This window comes from Bacteroides caecigallinarum (genome assembly GCF_016902295.1).
GTDB lineage: Bacteria > Bacteroidota > Bacteroidia > Bacteroidales > Bacteroidaceae > Phocaeicola > Phocaeicola caecigallinarum_A.
Window position 1 is genome coordinate 59381 of the sequence record NZ_JACJLQ010000014.1, and the last position, 16815, is coordinate 76195.

At 40.9% G+C, this 16815-nt stretch carries 16 protein-coding genes and 6 tRNA genes; 5 read left to right on the forward strand and 17 right to left on the reverse strand.

Going from position 1 to position 16815, the window contains the following annotated elements:
* Positions 1–113: 113 nt before the first annotated feature.
* The 8 genes from H6A27_RS06615 to H6A27_RS06650 all read right to left on the reverse strand — a co-directional run bounded on the left by H6A27_RS06615 (position 114) and on the right by H6A27_RS06650 (position 1990).
* Positions 114–186 (reverse strand) — tRNA-Gly (locus H6A27_RS06615).
* Between the two features lie 16 nt (positions 187–202).
* Positions 203–285: transfer RNA gene (locus tag H6A27_RS06620), tRNA-Tyr, on the reverse strand.
* Between the two features lie 13 nt (positions 286–298).
* Positions 299–371 (reverse strand) — tRNA-Gly (locus tag H6A27_RS06625).
* Positions 372–386: 15 nt separating this feature from the next.
* Positions 387–469, reverse strand: a tRNA-Tyr gene (locus tag H6A27_RS06630).
* A 13-nt stretch (positions 470–482) separates the two neighbouring features.
* Positions 483–555: transfer RNA gene (locus tag H6A27_RS06635), tRNA-Gly, on the reverse strand.
* Positions 556–568: 13 nt separating this feature from the next.
* Positions 569–651: transfer RNA gene (locus H6A27_RS06640), tRNA-Tyr, on the reverse strand.
* Between the two features lie 61 nt (positions 652–712).
* Positions 713–1207 carry a 6,7-dimethyl-8-ribityllumazine synthase gene (gene ribH / locus H6A27_RS06645; RefSeq protein ID WP_204400802.1) on the reverse strand — a complete coding sequence of 165 codons (495 nt, stop codon included), beginning with the start codon at positions 1205–1207 and terminating at the stop codon, positions 713–715.
* 105 nt (positions 1208–1312) lie between these two features.
* Entirely contained in the window at positions 1313–1990 is a 678-nt protein-coding gene (locus H6A27_RS06650; protein WP_204400803.1) for a tetratricopeptide repeat protein, read from the reverse strand.
* Positions 1991–2137: 147 nt separating this feature from the next.
* Between H6A27_RS06650 and recF the strand changes: the two genes are divergently transcribed.
* Together recF and H6A27_RS06660 are read left to right on the forward strand one after the other, a co-directional pair.
* Positions 2138–3262 (forward strand): DNA replication/repair protein RecF, encoded by a 1125-nt coding sequence (recF, locus tag H6A27_RS06655; RefSeq protein ID WP_204400805.1) that lies wholly within the window; start codon positions 2138–2140, stop codon positions 3260–3262.
* Positions 3249–3539: a DciA family protein gene (locus tag H6A27_RS06660; protein ID WP_204400807.1), complete on the forward strand. Its 291-nt coding sequence runs from the start codon at positions 3249–3251 to the stop codon at positions 3537–3539. Before recF ends, H6A27_RS06660 begins: the two co-directional genes overlap by 14 nt.
* Here H6A27_RS06660 and H6A27_RS06665 read toward each other — a convergent pair.
* From H6A27_RS06665 to H6A27_RS06695, 7 genes are all read right to left on the reverse strand, one after another.
* A complete protein-coding gene (locus H6A27_RS06665) occupies positions 3526–4077 on the reverse strand; it encodes a 5-formyltetrahydrofolate cyclo-ligase (RefSeq protein ID WP_204508078.1) in 552 nt (183 codons plus the stop codon). The genes H6A27_RS06660 and H6A27_RS06665 overlap by 14 nt on opposite strands.
* Positions 4077–5738, reverse strand: a complete 1662-nt coding sequence (locus H6A27_RS06670; RefSeq protein WP_204400811.1) for a S41 family peptidase — start codon at positions 5736–5738, stop codon at positions 4077–4079. Before H6A27_RS06670 ends, H6A27_RS06665 begins: the two co-directional genes overlap by 1 nt.
* A 33-nt stretch (positions 5739–5771) precedes the next feature.
* Positions 5772–6203, reverse strand: a complete 432-nt coding sequence (locus H6A27_RS06675) for a deoxycytidylate deaminase (RefSeq protein ID WP_204508079.1) — start codon at positions 6201–6203, stop codon at positions 5772–5774.
* Positions 6204–6209: 6 nt separating this feature from the next.
* Complete coding sequence (locus tag H6A27_RS06680) at positions 6210–6674, reverse strand: DUF4847 family protein (protein WP_204508080.1); 465 nt, start codon at positions 6672–6674, stop codon at positions 6210–6212.
* Positions 6675–6779: 105 nt separating this feature from the next.
* Positions 6780–8273 (reverse strand): ATP-binding protein, encoded by a 1494-nt coding sequence (locus H6A27_RS06685; RefSeq protein ID WP_204508081.1) that lies wholly within the window; start codon positions 8271–8273, stop codon positions 6780–6782.
* 40 nt (positions 8274–8313) lie between these two features.
* Positions 8314–10350, reverse strand: a complete 2037-nt coding sequence (locus tag H6A27_RS06690) for a M3 family metallopeptidase (protein WP_239469588.1) — start codon at positions 10348–10350, stop codon at positions 8314–8316.
* 36 nt (positions 10351–10386) lie between these two features.
* Complete coding sequence (locus H6A27_RS06695) at positions 10387–11064, reverse strand: Crp/Fnr family transcriptional regulator (RefSeq protein WP_204400819.1); 678 nt, start codon at positions 11062–11064, stop codon at positions 10387–10389.
* Between the two features lie 137 nt (positions 11065–11201).
* On the opposite strand from H6A27_RS06695, the gene H6A27_RS06700 reads away from it, so the two are divergent.
* Positions 11202–11840, forward strand: coding sequence for a MarC family protein (locus tag H6A27_RS06700; RefSeq protein ID WP_204400821.1), 639 nt, complete (start codon positions 11202–11204; stop codon positions 11838–11840).
* Between the two features lie 82 nt (positions 11841–11922).
* On the opposite strand, the gene H6A27_RS06705 is transcribed toward H6A27_RS06700, so the two are convergent.
* Complete coding sequence (locus H6A27_RS06705) at positions 11923–12771, reverse strand: helix-turn-helix domain-containing protein (protein ID WP_204508082.1); 849 nt, start codon at positions 12769–12771, stop codon at positions 11923–11925.
* A 330-nt stretch (positions 12772–13101) separates the two neighbouring features.
* Between H6A27_RS06705 and H6A27_RS06710 the strand changes: the two genes are divergently transcribed.
* Together H6A27_RS06710 and H6A27_RS06715 are read left to right on the forward strand one after the other, a co-directional pair.
* Positions 13102–14193: a PCMD domain-containing protein gene (locus H6A27_RS06710; RefSeq protein WP_204508087.1), complete on the forward strand. Its 1092-nt coding sequence runs from the start codon at positions 13102–13104 to the stop codon at positions 14191–14193.
* An 87-nt stretch (positions 14194–14280) separates the two neighbouring features.
* Positions 14281–15060 carry a porin family protein gene (locus H6A27_RS06715; RefSeq protein ID WP_204400825.1) on the forward strand — a complete coding sequence of 260 codons (780 nt, stop codon included), beginning with the start codon at positions 14281–14283 and terminating at the stop codon, positions 15058–15060.
* A gap of 75 nt (positions 15061–15135) precedes the next feature.
* Here H6A27_RS06715 and H6A27_RS06720 read toward each other — a convergent pair whose 3' ends face one another.
* Complete coding sequence (locus tag H6A27_RS06720) at positions 15136–16287, reverse strand: DUF4925 domain-containing protein (protein WP_204508083.1); 1152 nt, start codon at positions 16285–16287, stop codon at positions 15136–15138.
* Positions 16288–16815: the final 528 nt, after the last annotated feature.

A 16815-nucleotide genomic window follows, 5' to 3' on the forward strand; every position in this document is an offset into this window, starting at 1 on the left:
ATTCTCGATATTTCTTATTTTAAGGCTGTTCCGGTTTTGGGGCAGCTTTTTTTGTGTCTGTTCCCGGACTTATAGACATAAAAAAAGAGTTCTGGAATTCAGAACTCTCTTTGAGCGGAAGACGGGGCTCAAACCCGCGACCCTCAGCTTGGAAGGCTAATGCTCTATCAACTGAGCTACTTCCGCATTTTTCTTTGTTTTGTGGGCAAAGATGGATTCGAACCACCGAAGGCGTAAGCCAGCAGATTTACAGTCTGCCCCATTTGGCCACTCTGGTATTTGCCCTTTCAATTATGAGAGCGGAAGACGGGGCTCAAACCCGCGACCCTCAGCTTGGAAGGCTAATGCTCTATCAACTGAGCTACTTCCGCATCTCTTTAATTTTGTGGGCAAGGATGGATTCGAACCACCGAAGGCGTAAGCCAGCAGATTTACAGTCTGCCCCATTTGGCCACTCTGGTACTTGCCCTTTCAGTTATGAGAGCGGAAGACGGGGCTCAAACCCGCGACCCTCAGCTTGGAAGGCTAATGCTCTATCAACTGAGCTACTTCCGCATCTCTGTTTTTGTGGGCAAAGATGGATTCGAACCACCGAAGGCGTAAGCCAGCAGATTTACAGTCTGCCCCATTTGGCCACTCTGGTATTTGCCCTTTAGCTATTGAAATATCAGTTATAGATACTGTTTTTTTCAATTGCGATGCAAAGATACGACTATTTTTTTAATCTGCAAGTAAAATCAATCATTTTTATTGCAGTAATTGCACATTCATCGCCTTTGTTTCCCAATTTTCCACCTGCCCTGTCTTCGGCCTGTTCCATAGTATTTGTTGTAATCAGACCGTAAATCACTGGAGTGTCAGTAGTTGCGTTCAGATGTGCTATTCCCTGTGTTGTTCCTGCACAAACATAGTCAAAATGTGGAGTATCACCTCTTACTACGCATCCTAAAGCGATAATAGCGTCAAATTTATTGCTTTTAATCATCTGTGCCGATCCGTAAGTAAGTTCGAAGCTTCCAGGTACAGTCTGCACATGTATGTTCTCATCTTTCGCTCCGTGCTTTTTCAGAGTCTTTACTGCACCATCCAGTAACGCTCCTGTAATATTGCTGTTCCATTCAGATACTACTATTCCGAATCTCATTTCCGATGCGTCGGGCACTGAATTGAAGTCATAATCCGACAGATTGTGATAAGCTGTTGCCATGATTTTATAAGTTTAGTAGAGTTAAGATAAAAAAACAAGCACGGAACTCCTTTTGCGCATAACTTTTCCTGCGCCGGAAATCCGTGCCTGTAAGTAATAAGTTTATTATTTAATAGAAGCGCGTTCTATATATTTGTCAATGTCCATTGCCTGATATGAGTTGGCATAATCTTTCTTTACAGACTTGTATGCTTCTACAGCTTCAGCATTCTTGCCTTGTTTTTCAAGAATCTGTCCGGCCTGGATAAGATATATAGGACTCAATGAAAGGCTGTTTGCACGTTTTGCGGCTTTAATCAGTGTAGCGGCAGCTTTGTCCAACTGTCCCATCTGAGCGTAGCAGTTACCCATAGTACCCAGTACAGCAGGAGCAACCAGCTGGTCTTCGCCGTCGAATTTACTCAAATATTTTTCAGCTTCCTCGTATTTGCCAAGTTGTGCATAGCAGATACCGGCGTATGCGTTTGCAAGATTACCGGCTTTAGTTCCGCTGAATTCGTCAGCCAATTTCACGAAACCTGCAAAACCTATGCTGTCGCCATTCAATGCAGCCTCGAAATTGTCTGCTCCGAAATATTGTTCTCCTTTGAAAATAGCTTCTGAAGCTTTCAGCTCTTTAGGTTCAGCTACAAAGTTCTTATAAGCCATGTATCCGCCTACGATAACTACCAAGGCAATAACTGCACCTAATATCAAATTCTTGTTTTTGGTAAGGAATTCCTCAGAATTGCTGATAGTCTCATCCATGTTCAGCAAATCATTTGTGTTTTTTTGTTGACTCATTGTTTGTATTATTTTTTATTATTATTATCAATGTATATTTCGGACAGCAAAAGTAATTTATTTATGTTTATAAACGAAATTTGTCGGCATCTTTTTTTACCAATCATGCTTTTATTGTTAATTTTGTGGCTAAAACATGACTTAATTATGTGGCTTAAACGCATCTCCATATTAAATTACAAGAACATAGAGCAGTCCGAACTTTCATTCTCTCCAAAAATGAATTGTATTATAGGCCGTAACGGAATGGGAAAGACCAATCTGCTCGATGCCGTATATTATCTTTCTTTCTGCAAGAGTGCTACAAATCCTATTGATACTCAGAATATTTTTCACGATCGCGAATTCTTTGTCGTACAGGGATTCTATCAGACTGACAATGACGAGCCTGAAGAAGTGTATTGCGGTCTGAAACGCAGGCAGAAGAAACAGTTCAAGCGCAACAAAAAGGAATATACCCGACTTTCGGACCATATAGGTCTGATTCCTCTTGTTATGGTCTCACCGTCCGATTCAGTTCTTATTTCCGGAGGAAGCGAGGAACGCCGCAGGTTTGTAGATGTGGTGATTTCGCAGTTCGACCGTGAATATCTTGATGCGCTCATACGTTATAACAAGGCTATGCTGCAGCGTAATACGCTTCTTAAATCCGAAGTCGAGCCTGAACCTGAACTGATGAATGTATGGGAGGAGATGATGGCCTCAGCCGGCGAGACAGTCTATAAAAAACGCAAACAGTTTATCGACGAGTTTGTCGGTGTATTCCAGTCGTACTATTCTTTCATATCCGAGGACAGGGAGAAGGTAAGCCTGGATTATGAGTCGCATGCCTCGCAGGGCGGTTTACTCGAAATAATCCGCGGCAGCCGTCAGCGTGACTTTGTTATGGGATATTCTCTTAAGGGTATCCACAAGGACGATCTTATAATGAAACTTGGCGATTTCCCAATCAAGCGCGAAGGGTCCCAGGGACAGAACAAGACATATCTCATAGCATTGAAGCTCGCCCAGTTCGAATTTCTGAAACGTACCGGAAGCAGAACCACACCTATTGTATTGCTCGACGATATTTTCGATAAGCTCGATGCCCATAGGGTAGAGCAGATAGTAAAACTTGTGGCAGGCGACAGTTTCGGACAGATATTTGTAACAGATACCAACCGTGACCATCTGGACAAGATACTCCGGAAGATAGACGGCGACTATAAGCTTTTCGAAGTTGAAAACGGTAATATTACTGAAAGAAAGGAGACGGCGGATGAAGAGGAATAATACAGAAAAGCTGGGCGATGTGATAATGCAGCTTTTGCGTCAGGAAGGTCTTGAAACACCACTGAACCAGTATCGCCTTATAGACTCGTGGAAGGATGTGGTAGGTCCGGTAATCTATAAGTACACCACCAATATATATATAAAGAACCAGACGCTATACGTACAGCTTTCGTCGTCCGTTATCCGTCAGGAACTTCAGATGGGGCGCGGGTTATTGATAAAAAACCTGAACTCCCACGTAGGAGCCCAGGTTATCACAGATATTATTTTTTGCTGACATATCCGTCTTCGGTCCACACCTCGTCCATGGCTACGTCATATTCGCCGTGTGGTATTTCGTCGCTTAACTGGAAACCGAAACAGACACCAATCTTGAACGTGTTCAGCTTTTTCAGGAAACGGTCATAAAAACCTTTGCCTCGGCCAAGTCTGTTGCCATGCCTGTCGAACGACACTCCGGGTATTATGGCCACATCTATCGATGTCAGGTCTGTGTAGGCTTCTCCTTGCGGCTCGTCAATGTTGAAACCGCCTTTCTGCAAACATTCTTTTCCTGTATATACCCTCAGTTCAAGGTCATCGCCTTTCACCACGGGCAGCAGTACGGTTTTCTCCTGACTCAATTTCTCCACAAAATCGTGTGTGAAAACTTCGTCAGGCAGCGAGTAGTACAGCAAAACCGTTTTCGCGCATTTCAGGACCACATTCTCTTTTACGTTTCCCGTTATTACGGAAGACAATTCTTTCAGCTGGTCTTCCGTATATTGTTTTTTCTTTTCGGTTATCAGTTTTCTTATTTCTTTCTTTTCTTCCATTATGCGGCGTCTTTATCAGTCTGTTCTTCTTCGGTCACTTCGGGTGCTTGTGGCACTGATTCACCTTTTTCAAGCACTTCCACAGCCTTTATCACAGTCTTGTCTGTCTTGTTCAGATATTTGATATATTCTTCTATTCCCAGCATATTATATATAATGTTGCCATACAGACTTGTCTCGAACAGGTCTCTCGATGTGATAAGCATATTGTTCCTCCTCTTAAGTCCCTTTGTTTCGGCCCATTTTGAGAATTTCACAAGCAGATTTTGAGTCTTAAGATAATCTCCCATATCATCACAGTTGGTGTATTCCTGCAGTTTGTTTCTGTTCTGGTCTGTATAGTCGAAGGCATATCTTATTATAAGTCCTCTGTTTGCGGCCATTCTGAAATATGAAGTCATGCCTAAGGTATCGTGTGGCACGAAAATGTCAGGCATAATGCCACCTCCTCCGTAAACCTTTCTTCCAATGCTTGTATAATATATTTCCTCCTCGTTCTGCTTGATGCTGTCGGCCGAGAAGAATTCTCCATGTTCATACCTCGTGAGCAGATCCAGTTCGTATTCCTCTTCTTTTCCCTGTTCGTACGGTTTCTGGATGCATCTTCCCGAAGGAGTGTGGTATCTTGCAATAGTCAGTCGGATGGCAGAACCGTCGTTGAACTCTATAGGTTGCTGTACCAGTCCTTTACCGAACGAGCGGCGTCCTATGATGGTACCTCTGTCGTTGTCCTGAATTGCGCCTGCAAAAATTTCGCTTGCGGATGCCGAGCCTTCGTCCACCAATACTATTATAGGCAGTGACTGGCTGCTTCCTGTTCCGTTCGAAGTATAATTCTCTCGCGGATATTTTCTACCTTCGGTGTAAACAATAAGCTTGTTGGCAGGCAGGAATTCGTTTACCATCTGAATGGCTGCAGCCATGTATCCTCCGGTATTACCTCTCAAATCGACAATCAGTCCCTGCATGTTCTGCTGGTTAAGTTTTGCCAGCGCGAAAAGCAGTTCAGGATATGTGGTTTCGCCGAATTTGTTCACTTTCACGAAGCCCCACTTGCCGTCAATCAAGTATGCTGCATCAACACTTTTCACCGGAATGTCTCCTCTGATAATGGTGAAATACAGTGTCTCAGGCTCTCCCTGTCTGTAAATGCCCAGTTTCACTTTGGTTCCTTTTTCTCCTTTCAGTCTTTTCATGGCCTCGGTGTTTGTCACCTTTTTGCCGACGAAAGCCGAGTCGTCCACTTCTATGATGCGGTCGCCGGCCATAAGTCCCACTTTCTCCGACGGTCCACCTGGTATTACGCTGTTCACGTGTATAGTATCGTCCTTGATTGTAAACTGGATACCTATTCCGCTGAAGTGTCCTTTCAGTTCCGAGTTTACTTCCTCAAGTTTCTGTGCGGGGATATATGATGAATGCGGGTCGAGTTCCGACAATATCAGCGGCATTGTCTTTTCCACCAGGTCTTCCATTTTTACTGTGTCCACATACGAGTCGTTCACAATTCTCAGTAAGGCGTTTATCTTGTTCGACGATCCTTTAATAGCCCCAAGCCTGTTTCCGGAGTAAAGGTTAGTGTAAAATACTCCTATCGCTATACCTATCACTATGCCCAAAGCCAGCAGTATCGGTATGAAACGTTTAAACTTATTGTCCATATATATAGATTTTATGTTATATATCAGTTTTATTTATTCTTTATTTTCAAGGTAAACCACCTCAATTCCTGCTTTTCTCAGCAGGTTCAGTCCGTCTTCAAGTCTGTACTTCTCACCATAAACAAGCCTTTTTATTCCAGCCTGTATTATGAGTTTTGCACATTCTATACACGGCGATGTTGTGACATACATTGTAGCTCCCTCACTGCTGTTGTTTGAGCGTGCTATTTTTGTGATAGCGTTGGCTTCAGCATGCAGAACGTAAGGAATAGTCAGTCCTTCTTCATCTTCGCATACGTTACTGAATCCTGACGGTGTACCGTTATATCCGTCCGAGATTATCATTTTGTCCTTTACTATGAGTGCACCCACCTGGCGTCGCTGGCAGTATGAGTTTTCTGCCCATATACGGGCCATTCGCATGTATCTTCTGTCTAATATTTCCTGTTTGTTTTCCTGTTCCATATATGTTTATCTGTGATTGAATTGTATATAAGAAGTCTTGTCCTGAGGTGCCAGTTGCATCGTCATGCTGTCACCCTGATAGAATCTTACGTTCTTTAGTCTTGTGATGAACTCAGCATTTTTCCCTTTAAGTGCTATTGTGGTTTCAATATTCGTAATATTGAAACTTTTGTCTTTTGCGTTGGCGCTCCATCTGGCAGTGAAAGTTCCTCCGTCTATTTCTCCTCTCATCGTACCGTCCTCTTCGAACACTACGGTGAACGAGTTAATTGTTTTCAGGTCATCAACGGTTTTAAATACAGGCTTTCCTGGTTTGAAGGCCAGATTGTTCCAGTTGCAGTCTGTATAATAATTGTTCACTCTCCATGTACCGCTCGCGAATATTTCGAACACGTCATCCTCCTGATTGCATCCGCACAGGATCAATGGCAGTACCATAAGTGTCAGTATATACTTTATTATCTTTTTCATTGTTATAAAAGTTTTTTGTGTTTGTTGTTAAAACTATTATTGCAAAAGTAGCCAAATTCATTTGTTTGGCAAAATACAAGTCTTAGCTACAATTATATTTTCTTTCTATTTTATTGTTTTGTATTTTTGGTTTTTGCTGTTAGGTTTGTCTGGAATTGTTGGTTCAAGCACTATCCCAATAAAAGGTGTAATATATTTTTTTCTTACCCATTTTTTGTCGTTCACACCTAACATGTTTGCTATTTCTGTAATGCTTCTTGGGGTATTACAAAATTCAAATACTTTTTCTTGGGGTGTAACATGGGGTGAAGATGTTTCCGACTGGGGGTGAATGTTGTCTTTTCTGGGGGTGATATCTTCTTTTACTGGTTGTGTAGTATTTGAATTATTCTCTCTTGCTGATATGTCTAATGGTTTATCAAAATAAATTGTAAGATTTACGAATGGGGGGGTAACTGTTATTTCAGGTTTAGGTAGTCCCTGTTCTTTGCAGCTTTCCATGATAAGACTTATTCCACGTCCCCATGCTTCCATTGTACCTCTTCTGTAAAAGACATTAGCTATTGTAGGGTTTGCAGGAATAGAGCCTATTTGTTCGTCTATAAAATCCTGCCATTTCATACCCATAGGAAATCCTCCAGGGTTTTGAAATACAATTCTATCATCATATATAGCAAGACTTGGAGTACAATTATCTGCATTCCAAGAACGGTGGCAAAGCATGTTGACTGTTGCTTCTTTTACAGCTTCGTATGGAACAGTAAGCCTATCCTGTCTGTATTTACTGTCCATTCTTCCAGATAGGTTTAAGTGTTTCAGACAAAAATCTATAACAGTGTCATATTGTTCGAATAGATTACCCTCGCAGACTGTCTGATCTCTAAAAAATCTTTTATCTTTTCCTTCAAATCTGGCTAATCTTATCTTGCATTGCGGATGCAATAAAGATGGTTCTTTCCCGAATAGAACATTTGCTGCATTTAAAATAGTTCCATCTTTCCTTGCAACACCAAGTTTTAGAAGAATTTTTTCTGGGTCATGTAATGTCATTGCAGACGCATGAATTCTTCTTGAACCGATTCCATCATGTAGTGTCTGGTATAAAAGTTCTGTGTCAATGTCGCTTATTTCTATTCCTGCATTTGGAGTATTCTCCCAACTGAAACGATTGGGATTACTTAACTTCAAACGTTCTTCATACATTTGTCTGGGCATTAATGCTGTTGTACTTTCCACTTTGTAGAATGCCCTGCCATCGAACGAATATGGCCCGTTCTTAAAATTATTGGAATCAAAATAAATAGCTATAACGTAGAAATCAGGCTTTTCTGGTAGTTCTATATATTCAACTTCTACATCAATTGCAGGTTCTATTTTCCGTAAAGTATTAGCTATTTCCTGTCGTGTGTTGTCTGTCACGTTTTGACCATCAATTTTCAATGACGGTGAAACTCCAAAAATCAACCAACCGCCGTCTGAATTAAGAAATGCACATGCTGTTTCCATTCCTTTGTTTAATTCGCCGGTGCTTTTTTTAAGCTCCAAAGTTCTTGTTTCGTCTTTGGAAATCAGTCTCTTTATGTCGTTTATTGTCATCATAATGAAATTTCAGTCTTTTTAGGAATATAACTTTACTCTTTTATTTTATTCCATTTCTCCTCAGCAATGCCTCAATACCCGGTTCCTGTCCGCGGAAACGTTTGTACAGAGTCATGGGATGCTCTGTTCCTCCCTTCGACAGGATATTGTCTCTGAACGACTGTGCCACTGCGGTGTTGAATATACCTTTTTCCTTGAACACTGAGAATGCGTCGGCATCAAGAACTTCGGCCCATTTATAGCTGTAATAGCCCGCTGAGTATCCTCCTGACATTATATGGCCGAACTGGACGCTCATACACGTATCTTCCACCTGGGGCAGTAGCTGGGTCTTTTCCCATGCCTTTTTCTCGTATTCACGCACATCGCCACTGAAAGCCTCTTTTCTTGTGTACCATGCCATGTCCAGGAAACCGAAGCTAAGCTGGCGCAGACACGCGTATGCCACATTGAAGTTCTGCGAGTCGATGATACTCTTTATGAGATTTTCAGGAATGTTCTCGCCTGTGATATAATGTTTCGCAAATGTGTTCAGGAACTCTTTCTCCACAGCGAAGTTCTCCATAATCTGCGATGGAAGCTCCACGAAATCCCAATATACGTTTGTTCCGCTCATACACTGGAATCTGGTATTCGCGAACATACCGTGCAGGGCATGACCGAATTCATGAAGGAAAGTATTTACTTCGGAGAATGTAAGCAATGCAGGTTTCTCGGCGGTAGGTTTTGTAAAGTTCATCGTCACCGATACGTGCGGGCGGCTGTTGGTTCCGTCGTCTTCTATCCACTGTTCCTTGTAGCTTGTCATCCATGCTCCCGAACGCTTGCCCTCCCTCGGATGGAAATCTGTGTATAGCACGGCAAGGAAAGCTCCGTCTCTATCGAAAACCTCGAACGCCTTGACGTCAGGATGATAGACAGGTATATCCTTGTTTTCGCGGAATGTTATTCCGTACAGTCTTGTGGCAAGTCCGAACACGCCTTCCTTCACCTTTTCGAGTTCGAAATATGGTCGTAGTGCCTCCTCGTCGAGGCTGTATTTCCTGCTTTTCAGTTTTTCGGCATAGAATGAGAAATCCCACGGCATTAGTCTGAAATCTTCACCCTCGGTTTCCTTTGCCAACTGTTCTATCTCTTCTGTTTCCTTATGTGCGGTAGGGGCGTAAGCCTCCAGCAGGTCGTTCAGCAGCTTATAGACGTTCTCGCTGTTCTCGGCCATCCTCTTTTTCAGTACATAGTCGGCATAGGTTTCGAATCCCAACAGTCGGGCTATCTCCATGCGCTTGTTCACTAATTGTCTGACTATGTCGAGGTTGTTCAATTCGTCGTCATGCGTACACTGTGTGTTATATGCCATGTACATCCGTTCCCTCAGCTCCCTGCGGCTGCTGTATTTCATGAACGGCACATAGCTCGGAGCATGTAGTGTAAAAATCCATCCGTCCTTTTCTTTACTTTTTGCGGTATGGGCTGCTGCTTCCACTGCGCTTTCTGGCAGACCTTCCAGCTCACTGCTGTCAGTGATATGCAGTTCGAATTTATTTGTCTCCTTCAGATGGTTCTGCGAGAATTTCAGTGTCAGCGAGCTCAGTTCTGCCGACAGCTTTCTGAAAGTCTCCTTGTCGCCGTCGCTCAGGTTGGCACCGTTTCTGATAAATCCGTCGTAAGTCTTTTCAAGAAGTCTTTCTTCCTCGTTTGTAAGGTTCAGGCTGTCTTTCTTTTCATACACCTTCTTGACTTTTTCGAACAATACCGGATTCAGACTGATGTTATTGCTGTGTTCCGTAAGTTCCGGCATCAGTCTCTCGGCTATGGCGTCCAGCTCGTCGTTTGTCTCGGCGCTCATGAGGTTGAAAAACACGGTAGTAACCCTGTCAAGCAGTTTGCCCGAATGTTCCAGCGCAAGAATAGTGTTACTGAAATCCGGCTCGTCCTTACTGCCTGTTATTATGCTTATCTCCTCGTCTTCAGCTTTCATACCCTCCCTGATTGCAGGTTCGTAGTCGGCAATACTGATTTTGTCGAATGGGGTAGTGTCGTGCGGTGTATTATATGGTTGTAAAAATGGATTTGTCATGTCTTGAATTTATTTGTATTATATCTATGAAAACTATCAGCCAATCTCTTCTGTCAGTTTCGCCAAGTTGTCTATTATAATTTTCTTTCTTCCCAATGTCAGGATTCCTTTTTCCTGGAATTCATTCAGGACTTTCGATACATTTAACCTTGTGTCGTCTATCAGTTCGGCCAGTTCCTCCATTTTTATGAACAATGTTTTCTTTCCGTACGGTATGACGCATCTCAGTGTCAGGAAGTTTATCATTTTTTCTTTGGTTGTTCCTATATGCGAGTTCCACAGCTTGTTGTTGGCCGTCTGTGCCCTGTTGCTCAGTATGTTGAGGTAGTTAAGATTGAAAATCTCGTATTTACATAAGTTTGTCAGTATATAGCCTTTGTCTATATTCAGAGTTTCCACATCTCCTGTGGCGGTGTACGATGCATGGTAATTGGTATGCATGCCGAACAGCGATTGCGGCTCGATGATGTATGGACCTTCCACCTCTTCCACAATCTTGAAATTATGTTTTTCATCGTTTATCGTAATTTCCACTTTCCCGTCGAGGATGAAAATCAGTCTGTTACATCTGTCGTTCTGCGAAACTATGGTCTCCCGGTCCTCATATTTGTGGAAGCCCATTTTCACTTTCTCTATTATGCTTGTAATGTTTTCCTTTGTCAGTCCCTGAAATAGTGGCAGCTCCAGTAGCGTGTCGTACATTGAACCTTTCATGTTCCGTTAAATTTAATTGAGTGTAAATCTTTATTTTAACATACAAAGTTAACCAATTATTTTGTATCATCGCTTTTGTATATATTGTTTTTAGTATTTTTTTGTTAACTTTGCGGTGTACAAATACATCGATAAATATGAAAACTTTATTTATTCAGCCTGCTGCGGCTTCCTTTTTCGGAGCTTTTGATTTTCAGCAGTTTCTCAGTGCGTTCATAGTGTTGTTTGCGGTGATAGATATAATAGGTTCCATACCTATAATTCTGGATTTGAAGCAGAAGGGCAGGCCGGTAAATTCCATGAAGGCCACTTTGATAGCCTTTGCCCTGTTGCTGGGTTTCTTTTATGCCGGCGATATGATGCTCCGTCTTTTCCAGGTAGATATAGCCTCGTTTGCCGTTGCCGGTGCATTCGTTATTTTCATGATGTCGCTCGAGATGATTCTTGATGTTGAGATATTCAAGAACACAGGTCCTATTAAGGAAGCCACTCTGGTTCCTCTTGTGTTCCCTTTGTTGGCAGGAGCCGGGGCCTTCACCACATTGCTGTCGCTCCGTGCCGAATATGCTCCAATCAATATAGTATTGGCTCTTACTCTTAACATGGTGTGGGTGTTCGTAGTTCTGAAGCTGACCGACGTGATAGAACGTTTCCTTGGCAAAGGCGGTATATACGTCATCCGCAAGTTTTTCGGAATAATTCTGCTTGCCATTTCCGCTCGTCTTTTCACTGCCAATATTACCTCACTTATAGAGCAGTTCCAGGCCTTGAAATAGGCTCCGGGGCGTTTTTAAAAAACATGGGCAAATTTAAGTTTAAATGTGCCCGCGTTTTTTTATAGAGATTTCGCTGCAAATTTTAGCCCTTATTCCTGTACTCCAGAGGGCTCATTCCCACATGTCGTTTGAAGTACTTTCCGAAGAACGACATGTTGGCGAAATTCAGTGAATCCGATATGGCCTGTACGCTTTGATGTGTGGACTTCAGTTGCGATTTTGCGTCCATTATCACCATCGACGATATTATGTCCGCACATGTTTTTCCGGTAGACTGTTTTATGATGGAACACAGATGAGCATGAGTAATTCCAAGTTTTTCGGCATACCATGCCACGTTTCTGTTGTCTTTGTAGTGTTGCATTACCAGCTGTGTGAAAGCTTTGCATAGCTGTTCGCTTTTGGATGACGTAATATTCTCATTATCCGTTTTTTTCTTGTATATCAGTGAAATACCTTTGTGCGTGTCAGCGAAGATATTGTCTGCTATCTCCAGCTTCAATTTTTCATCGGACATTTCGTAGATATCTATCAGGAGTTTGAAATACTTTTCTGTCATCATAGCCCCTTCGTCCGATAGTGATATTTTGGGCTTTCCCAGTGTAGAATATATCGCGTCAAGCAGAATTTTAGCCTTGTCATTGTTTTCCACATATTTTGATGAGAACCCTACGAAATAGATTTTCAAATCCCCGTTCAGGTCGTTAATCTGGAATATGGAGCCTGGCATCAGTGTGATAATGTCATTCTTATTTACGGTAATATGGTTAAGATTGACTGATGCCTCTATTTCTCCTTCCATACATAATGCCATTATTTCGCATTTTAGCCGGACTGGATAGTTTTTATATAATCCCAGCAGTTCTTTGCTTATGTCTGTGCCTGCCAGCCAGTTTTCTGGCAGATCGAATTTAGGTATAGTGTTGTCCATTTTATGTGTGTTTTATAGCCTGATACAAATTTAGTAAATTTGAAGTATAGACCAATGTCGGTATTACTAATAGTCTATAAAATATTAAAAAAAAGACATGTAATTAGTGATTGAAAAGATTTTAGTTTAAGGATTGAACAAAAAAAAACAAGAATTGACCTTGTGAGATATAAGATTATGGTGTTATTTTTGCAGAACAAACTTATTGATTAAATTATTTATTTAGTGTGGTATTGTGACTTTATTTGATAATGTAATATGACTATTATGAACAAAAAAGATTTGAGAAAAAGACTATTTATAACATTTGCTTATTGCTTATGTCTTATTATGCCAATCTCAGTGAGCCTTACATCGTGCATTCAAGATGAAGCTCCAAACGCTGAAGCGGATATCGTTTCATGCTCGTTGCCTAAGGAAATTCTTTCTTATTCCAGCATCGACGTAGGTCTGGAGTTTGATAAGAATATTAATGCTTATCCTATATATATAAGTGTGAAACCAGGCACTGACATTACAGCTCTGGCTCCGGAATTTGGGCTTACACCGGGAGCTACCATAGAACCTGCAAGTGGAAGTGTTCATGATTTTACAAATCCGGTGAGATATGTTGTTACATCGGAAGACGGTATGTGGCACCGCACATATTCTGTAGATATAAGTATACTTAGTCCGGCCAATATTCCAACTTCATTTACATTCGAGAAAGCGGAAACAGGAGGTAGATATCATGTAATTTACGAAGAAACCGGCGGAAACAAAGTTACTTGGGGAAGCGGAAACAGCGGATTCTCTCTGGCAATGAGTACAGCCAAACCTGATGAATATCCTACAGTATTGTCTGAAGAAGGTATGGATGGAAATTGTGTGAAAATGGTAACAAGAAATACCGGCAGTTTGGGAAGTCTCGTTGGAATGCCTATTGCCTCCGGCAATTTGTTTTTAGGTAATTTTGATGTCCTTAATGCCATGTCCAAGCCTCTGGAAGCAACAAAATTCGGAGTTCCTTTTGATAAGAAACCTCTTATTCTTACGGGATATTATAAATATAAATCCGGAGACAAATTCCTCGAAAACGGTAATTACACCGATAAAAAGGATGAATTCAGTATATATGCCATTATGTATGAGTTGCCTGAAAACGGAAAATTACTTGACGGCAATTTGCAGACAAGAAATTTTGAAGACGAGTCTATGATAGCATTGGCTTTAATGGAAGGTTCTGAAGAAAAAGACGAATGGACCAAATTTGAGATTCCTTTTGATTATAACAGATATGGAAAATATATCGACAAAGATAAACTGGCTGCCGGAAAGTATTATTTCAGTATAGTTTTTGCATCAAGCAAAGAGGGCGCTTTGTTTAAAGGAGCTGAAGGAAGTACTCTGATGGTTGATAATGTAGAGCTGATATATGAATAATGAATGACTGACGACAACCGGCAATCGTTGAAAATTATAATCGGATAATCAATATTGAATATAAACTTAAATAAAATGAATATTCTTATGAAAAGATATATTTTCCCTTTGTTTTTTCTTTTTATTAGCCTTGCACATATCCAGGCGCAGGAAAACAGTAACAGGACACTCATAAAGGCGGCACTTCATGGATGGGAATATGAAGTTAAGGCTGGCATAAGCATAGGTGGTACTTCTCCAATCCCTTTGCCTGCTGAAATAAGAAGTTTAGACTCATATAATCCTACACTTGCTGTGCCTATTGAAGGTAATGCCATAAAATGGTTTGGCGTGAAAAAGGAATGGGGATTGAACATTGGTTTGCGACTGGAGAACAAGAATATGACAACCAAAGCTACTGTTAAGAACTACAGTATGGAAATTATTGGAGACGACGGTAACAGACTGGCAGGCAACTGGACCGGTGGGGTAAAGACAAAAGTAAGGAACTCATATATCACCCTGCCTGTACTGGCTACCCATAAGTTGAGCAACAGGTGGAACATCAAAGCCGGTCCATACATATCATACCTTCTTGACGGGGAATTTTCCGGCGACGTTTATGAAGGATATCTGAGAGAAGGTAACCCTACAGGACAAAAGATTGTTTTTACTGACGGAGCTGTAGCGAAATATGATTTCAGTGACGACATAAGAAAATTCGGATATGGAATACAGGTTGGTGCCGATTGGAGAGCTTTCAAGCATCTTAAGGTATTTGCCGATTTAACATGGGGGCTTAACGATATTATGAAAAAAGACTTTAAGACTATTTCTTTCGCGATGTATCCCATTTATCTGAATTTCGGATTTGGTTATTCTTTCTGATAAGGCAAAAAAATAACGGCGGTACTAAGTTTTGTGTATCGCCGTTATTTTTTTTTATTGAATATAATTTGCCATTTATTCAGCTGCCTGCTCGAGTTTGATACCGATTTCCATATCTTCAGTAGTGTCGATTATGTTAGGGAATGCAACTAAAATAGGTCTTAAGAATGCCTCCGCAAGATCAGCCATATCTCCAGCAGATTTCTTAATCATTTCCATAATCATGTTTATAGTGTCTTCATTTTCCAATAATGGCTTGACAGTCTGAAGTATAGGAAGCAGTACTTCTTCTTCCAGATATACAGACATCACTCCGTTTTCATCTTTGCTTACTCCCAAAGGTATTCCGTCTGTAAGCATAGACTGCAATGATGGTATCATTCCAAATACAGTCATTATAATATTCGAGCTTCCTTCCGCGCCACCATTCATTGCAATAATCTGTGCAGGATTTATATACAGCACCAATTCATTATCAGAAGTTACAGTGTACGTCGCTATATTTAATGGTGATGTTGACCAATCAGCATCTGCAAGGCTGTTCTTGTATTTTGCCTGAATATTACCGTCCGGCAAGAAAGAAACCTCTCCCAGGATTCCACAAAGCATCTGCGGTATTGTCTGACCTTCTATCTGTGTCATTCCTATAATCAGATTCAAAGCGTTTTGAATGTCCCAAGATCCGTCAGCAAAAGGAAAATCATCAGCTTCCCACTTTATCAGGATAGGATTCTTTTCAGGAGCAATAAGATTCCATGTTGTGCCGGCATATTCATTCTGAGGCATTTCAACAGTCAGGTCAAGAGTCATTCCGCCTTTGCTTACATTTCCTTTATAAGAAATCTTACGACCGTTTTTCTCGTCTACACCTTCAAAAGAGACTTCATCATTATTAATAGCCAAATTTACATTGATAACTGTAGTTTTCTCTCCAGGAATAACACCGGCTGTTGTTGGAACAGGTGCATTTTCACGAGACAAATTCAATGGAGCACCGGAAAGCGTTATTACAGCTTTGGTGGCATCTGTAGCGTCAGGTGCAAATTCCACTTGTTTTCCCAGCATTGGCTGTCCGCTATAAGTCAGTGTCAGACCGCTAAAATCTGTAAAAGTCGTTTTTTCTATAGGACAAACTTCAACATCCGGATCCTCGTTATTACTACATGAAGTAATCATACCTCCAGCCAACGCGGCTGCAAACATGTAAATAAATAAAGATTTTTTCATAAATAATTCTTTTCTGTTTTTATGTTATTAAAAGTTTTGGCAAAAATACAAATGATTTCAAACACATAAAAGGTCTATACTTTCAAGTTTTGTTCTATTTTTTAGATTATCGTATGTTTACCTAGTTGAAATGTCTATTCTGTTTCTCTTTTTTCAAGGTTTTACTCTGCGTTTGATTTGCTAGAATCTTGTCTTTAATCTTTCATGCTGTAAGAAGTATATTTATTTGAAGTATTGACCAATTTGAATATGAGTAAAAGGACATAAAATCTTAAAAATATACTATCTATGGACGTTTGCGGAAAAAGGCTTTTTAAAAATGGAACAAAAATATCAAGAATTGACCTTGCGGGATATGTTTAAAAGCAGTTACTTTGCAGCGTGAAAAAATGTAATAAATTAAGGAAATGTAATAATAAAGTATTTAAGTTTCGCAAGTAAAAAAATATAGCTTTTAGTTCTGTATGTCACAGAAAATGAGTATCTTTAAGTACCACCTTCAAAGAACTCATACTAAAAGCTATGAAC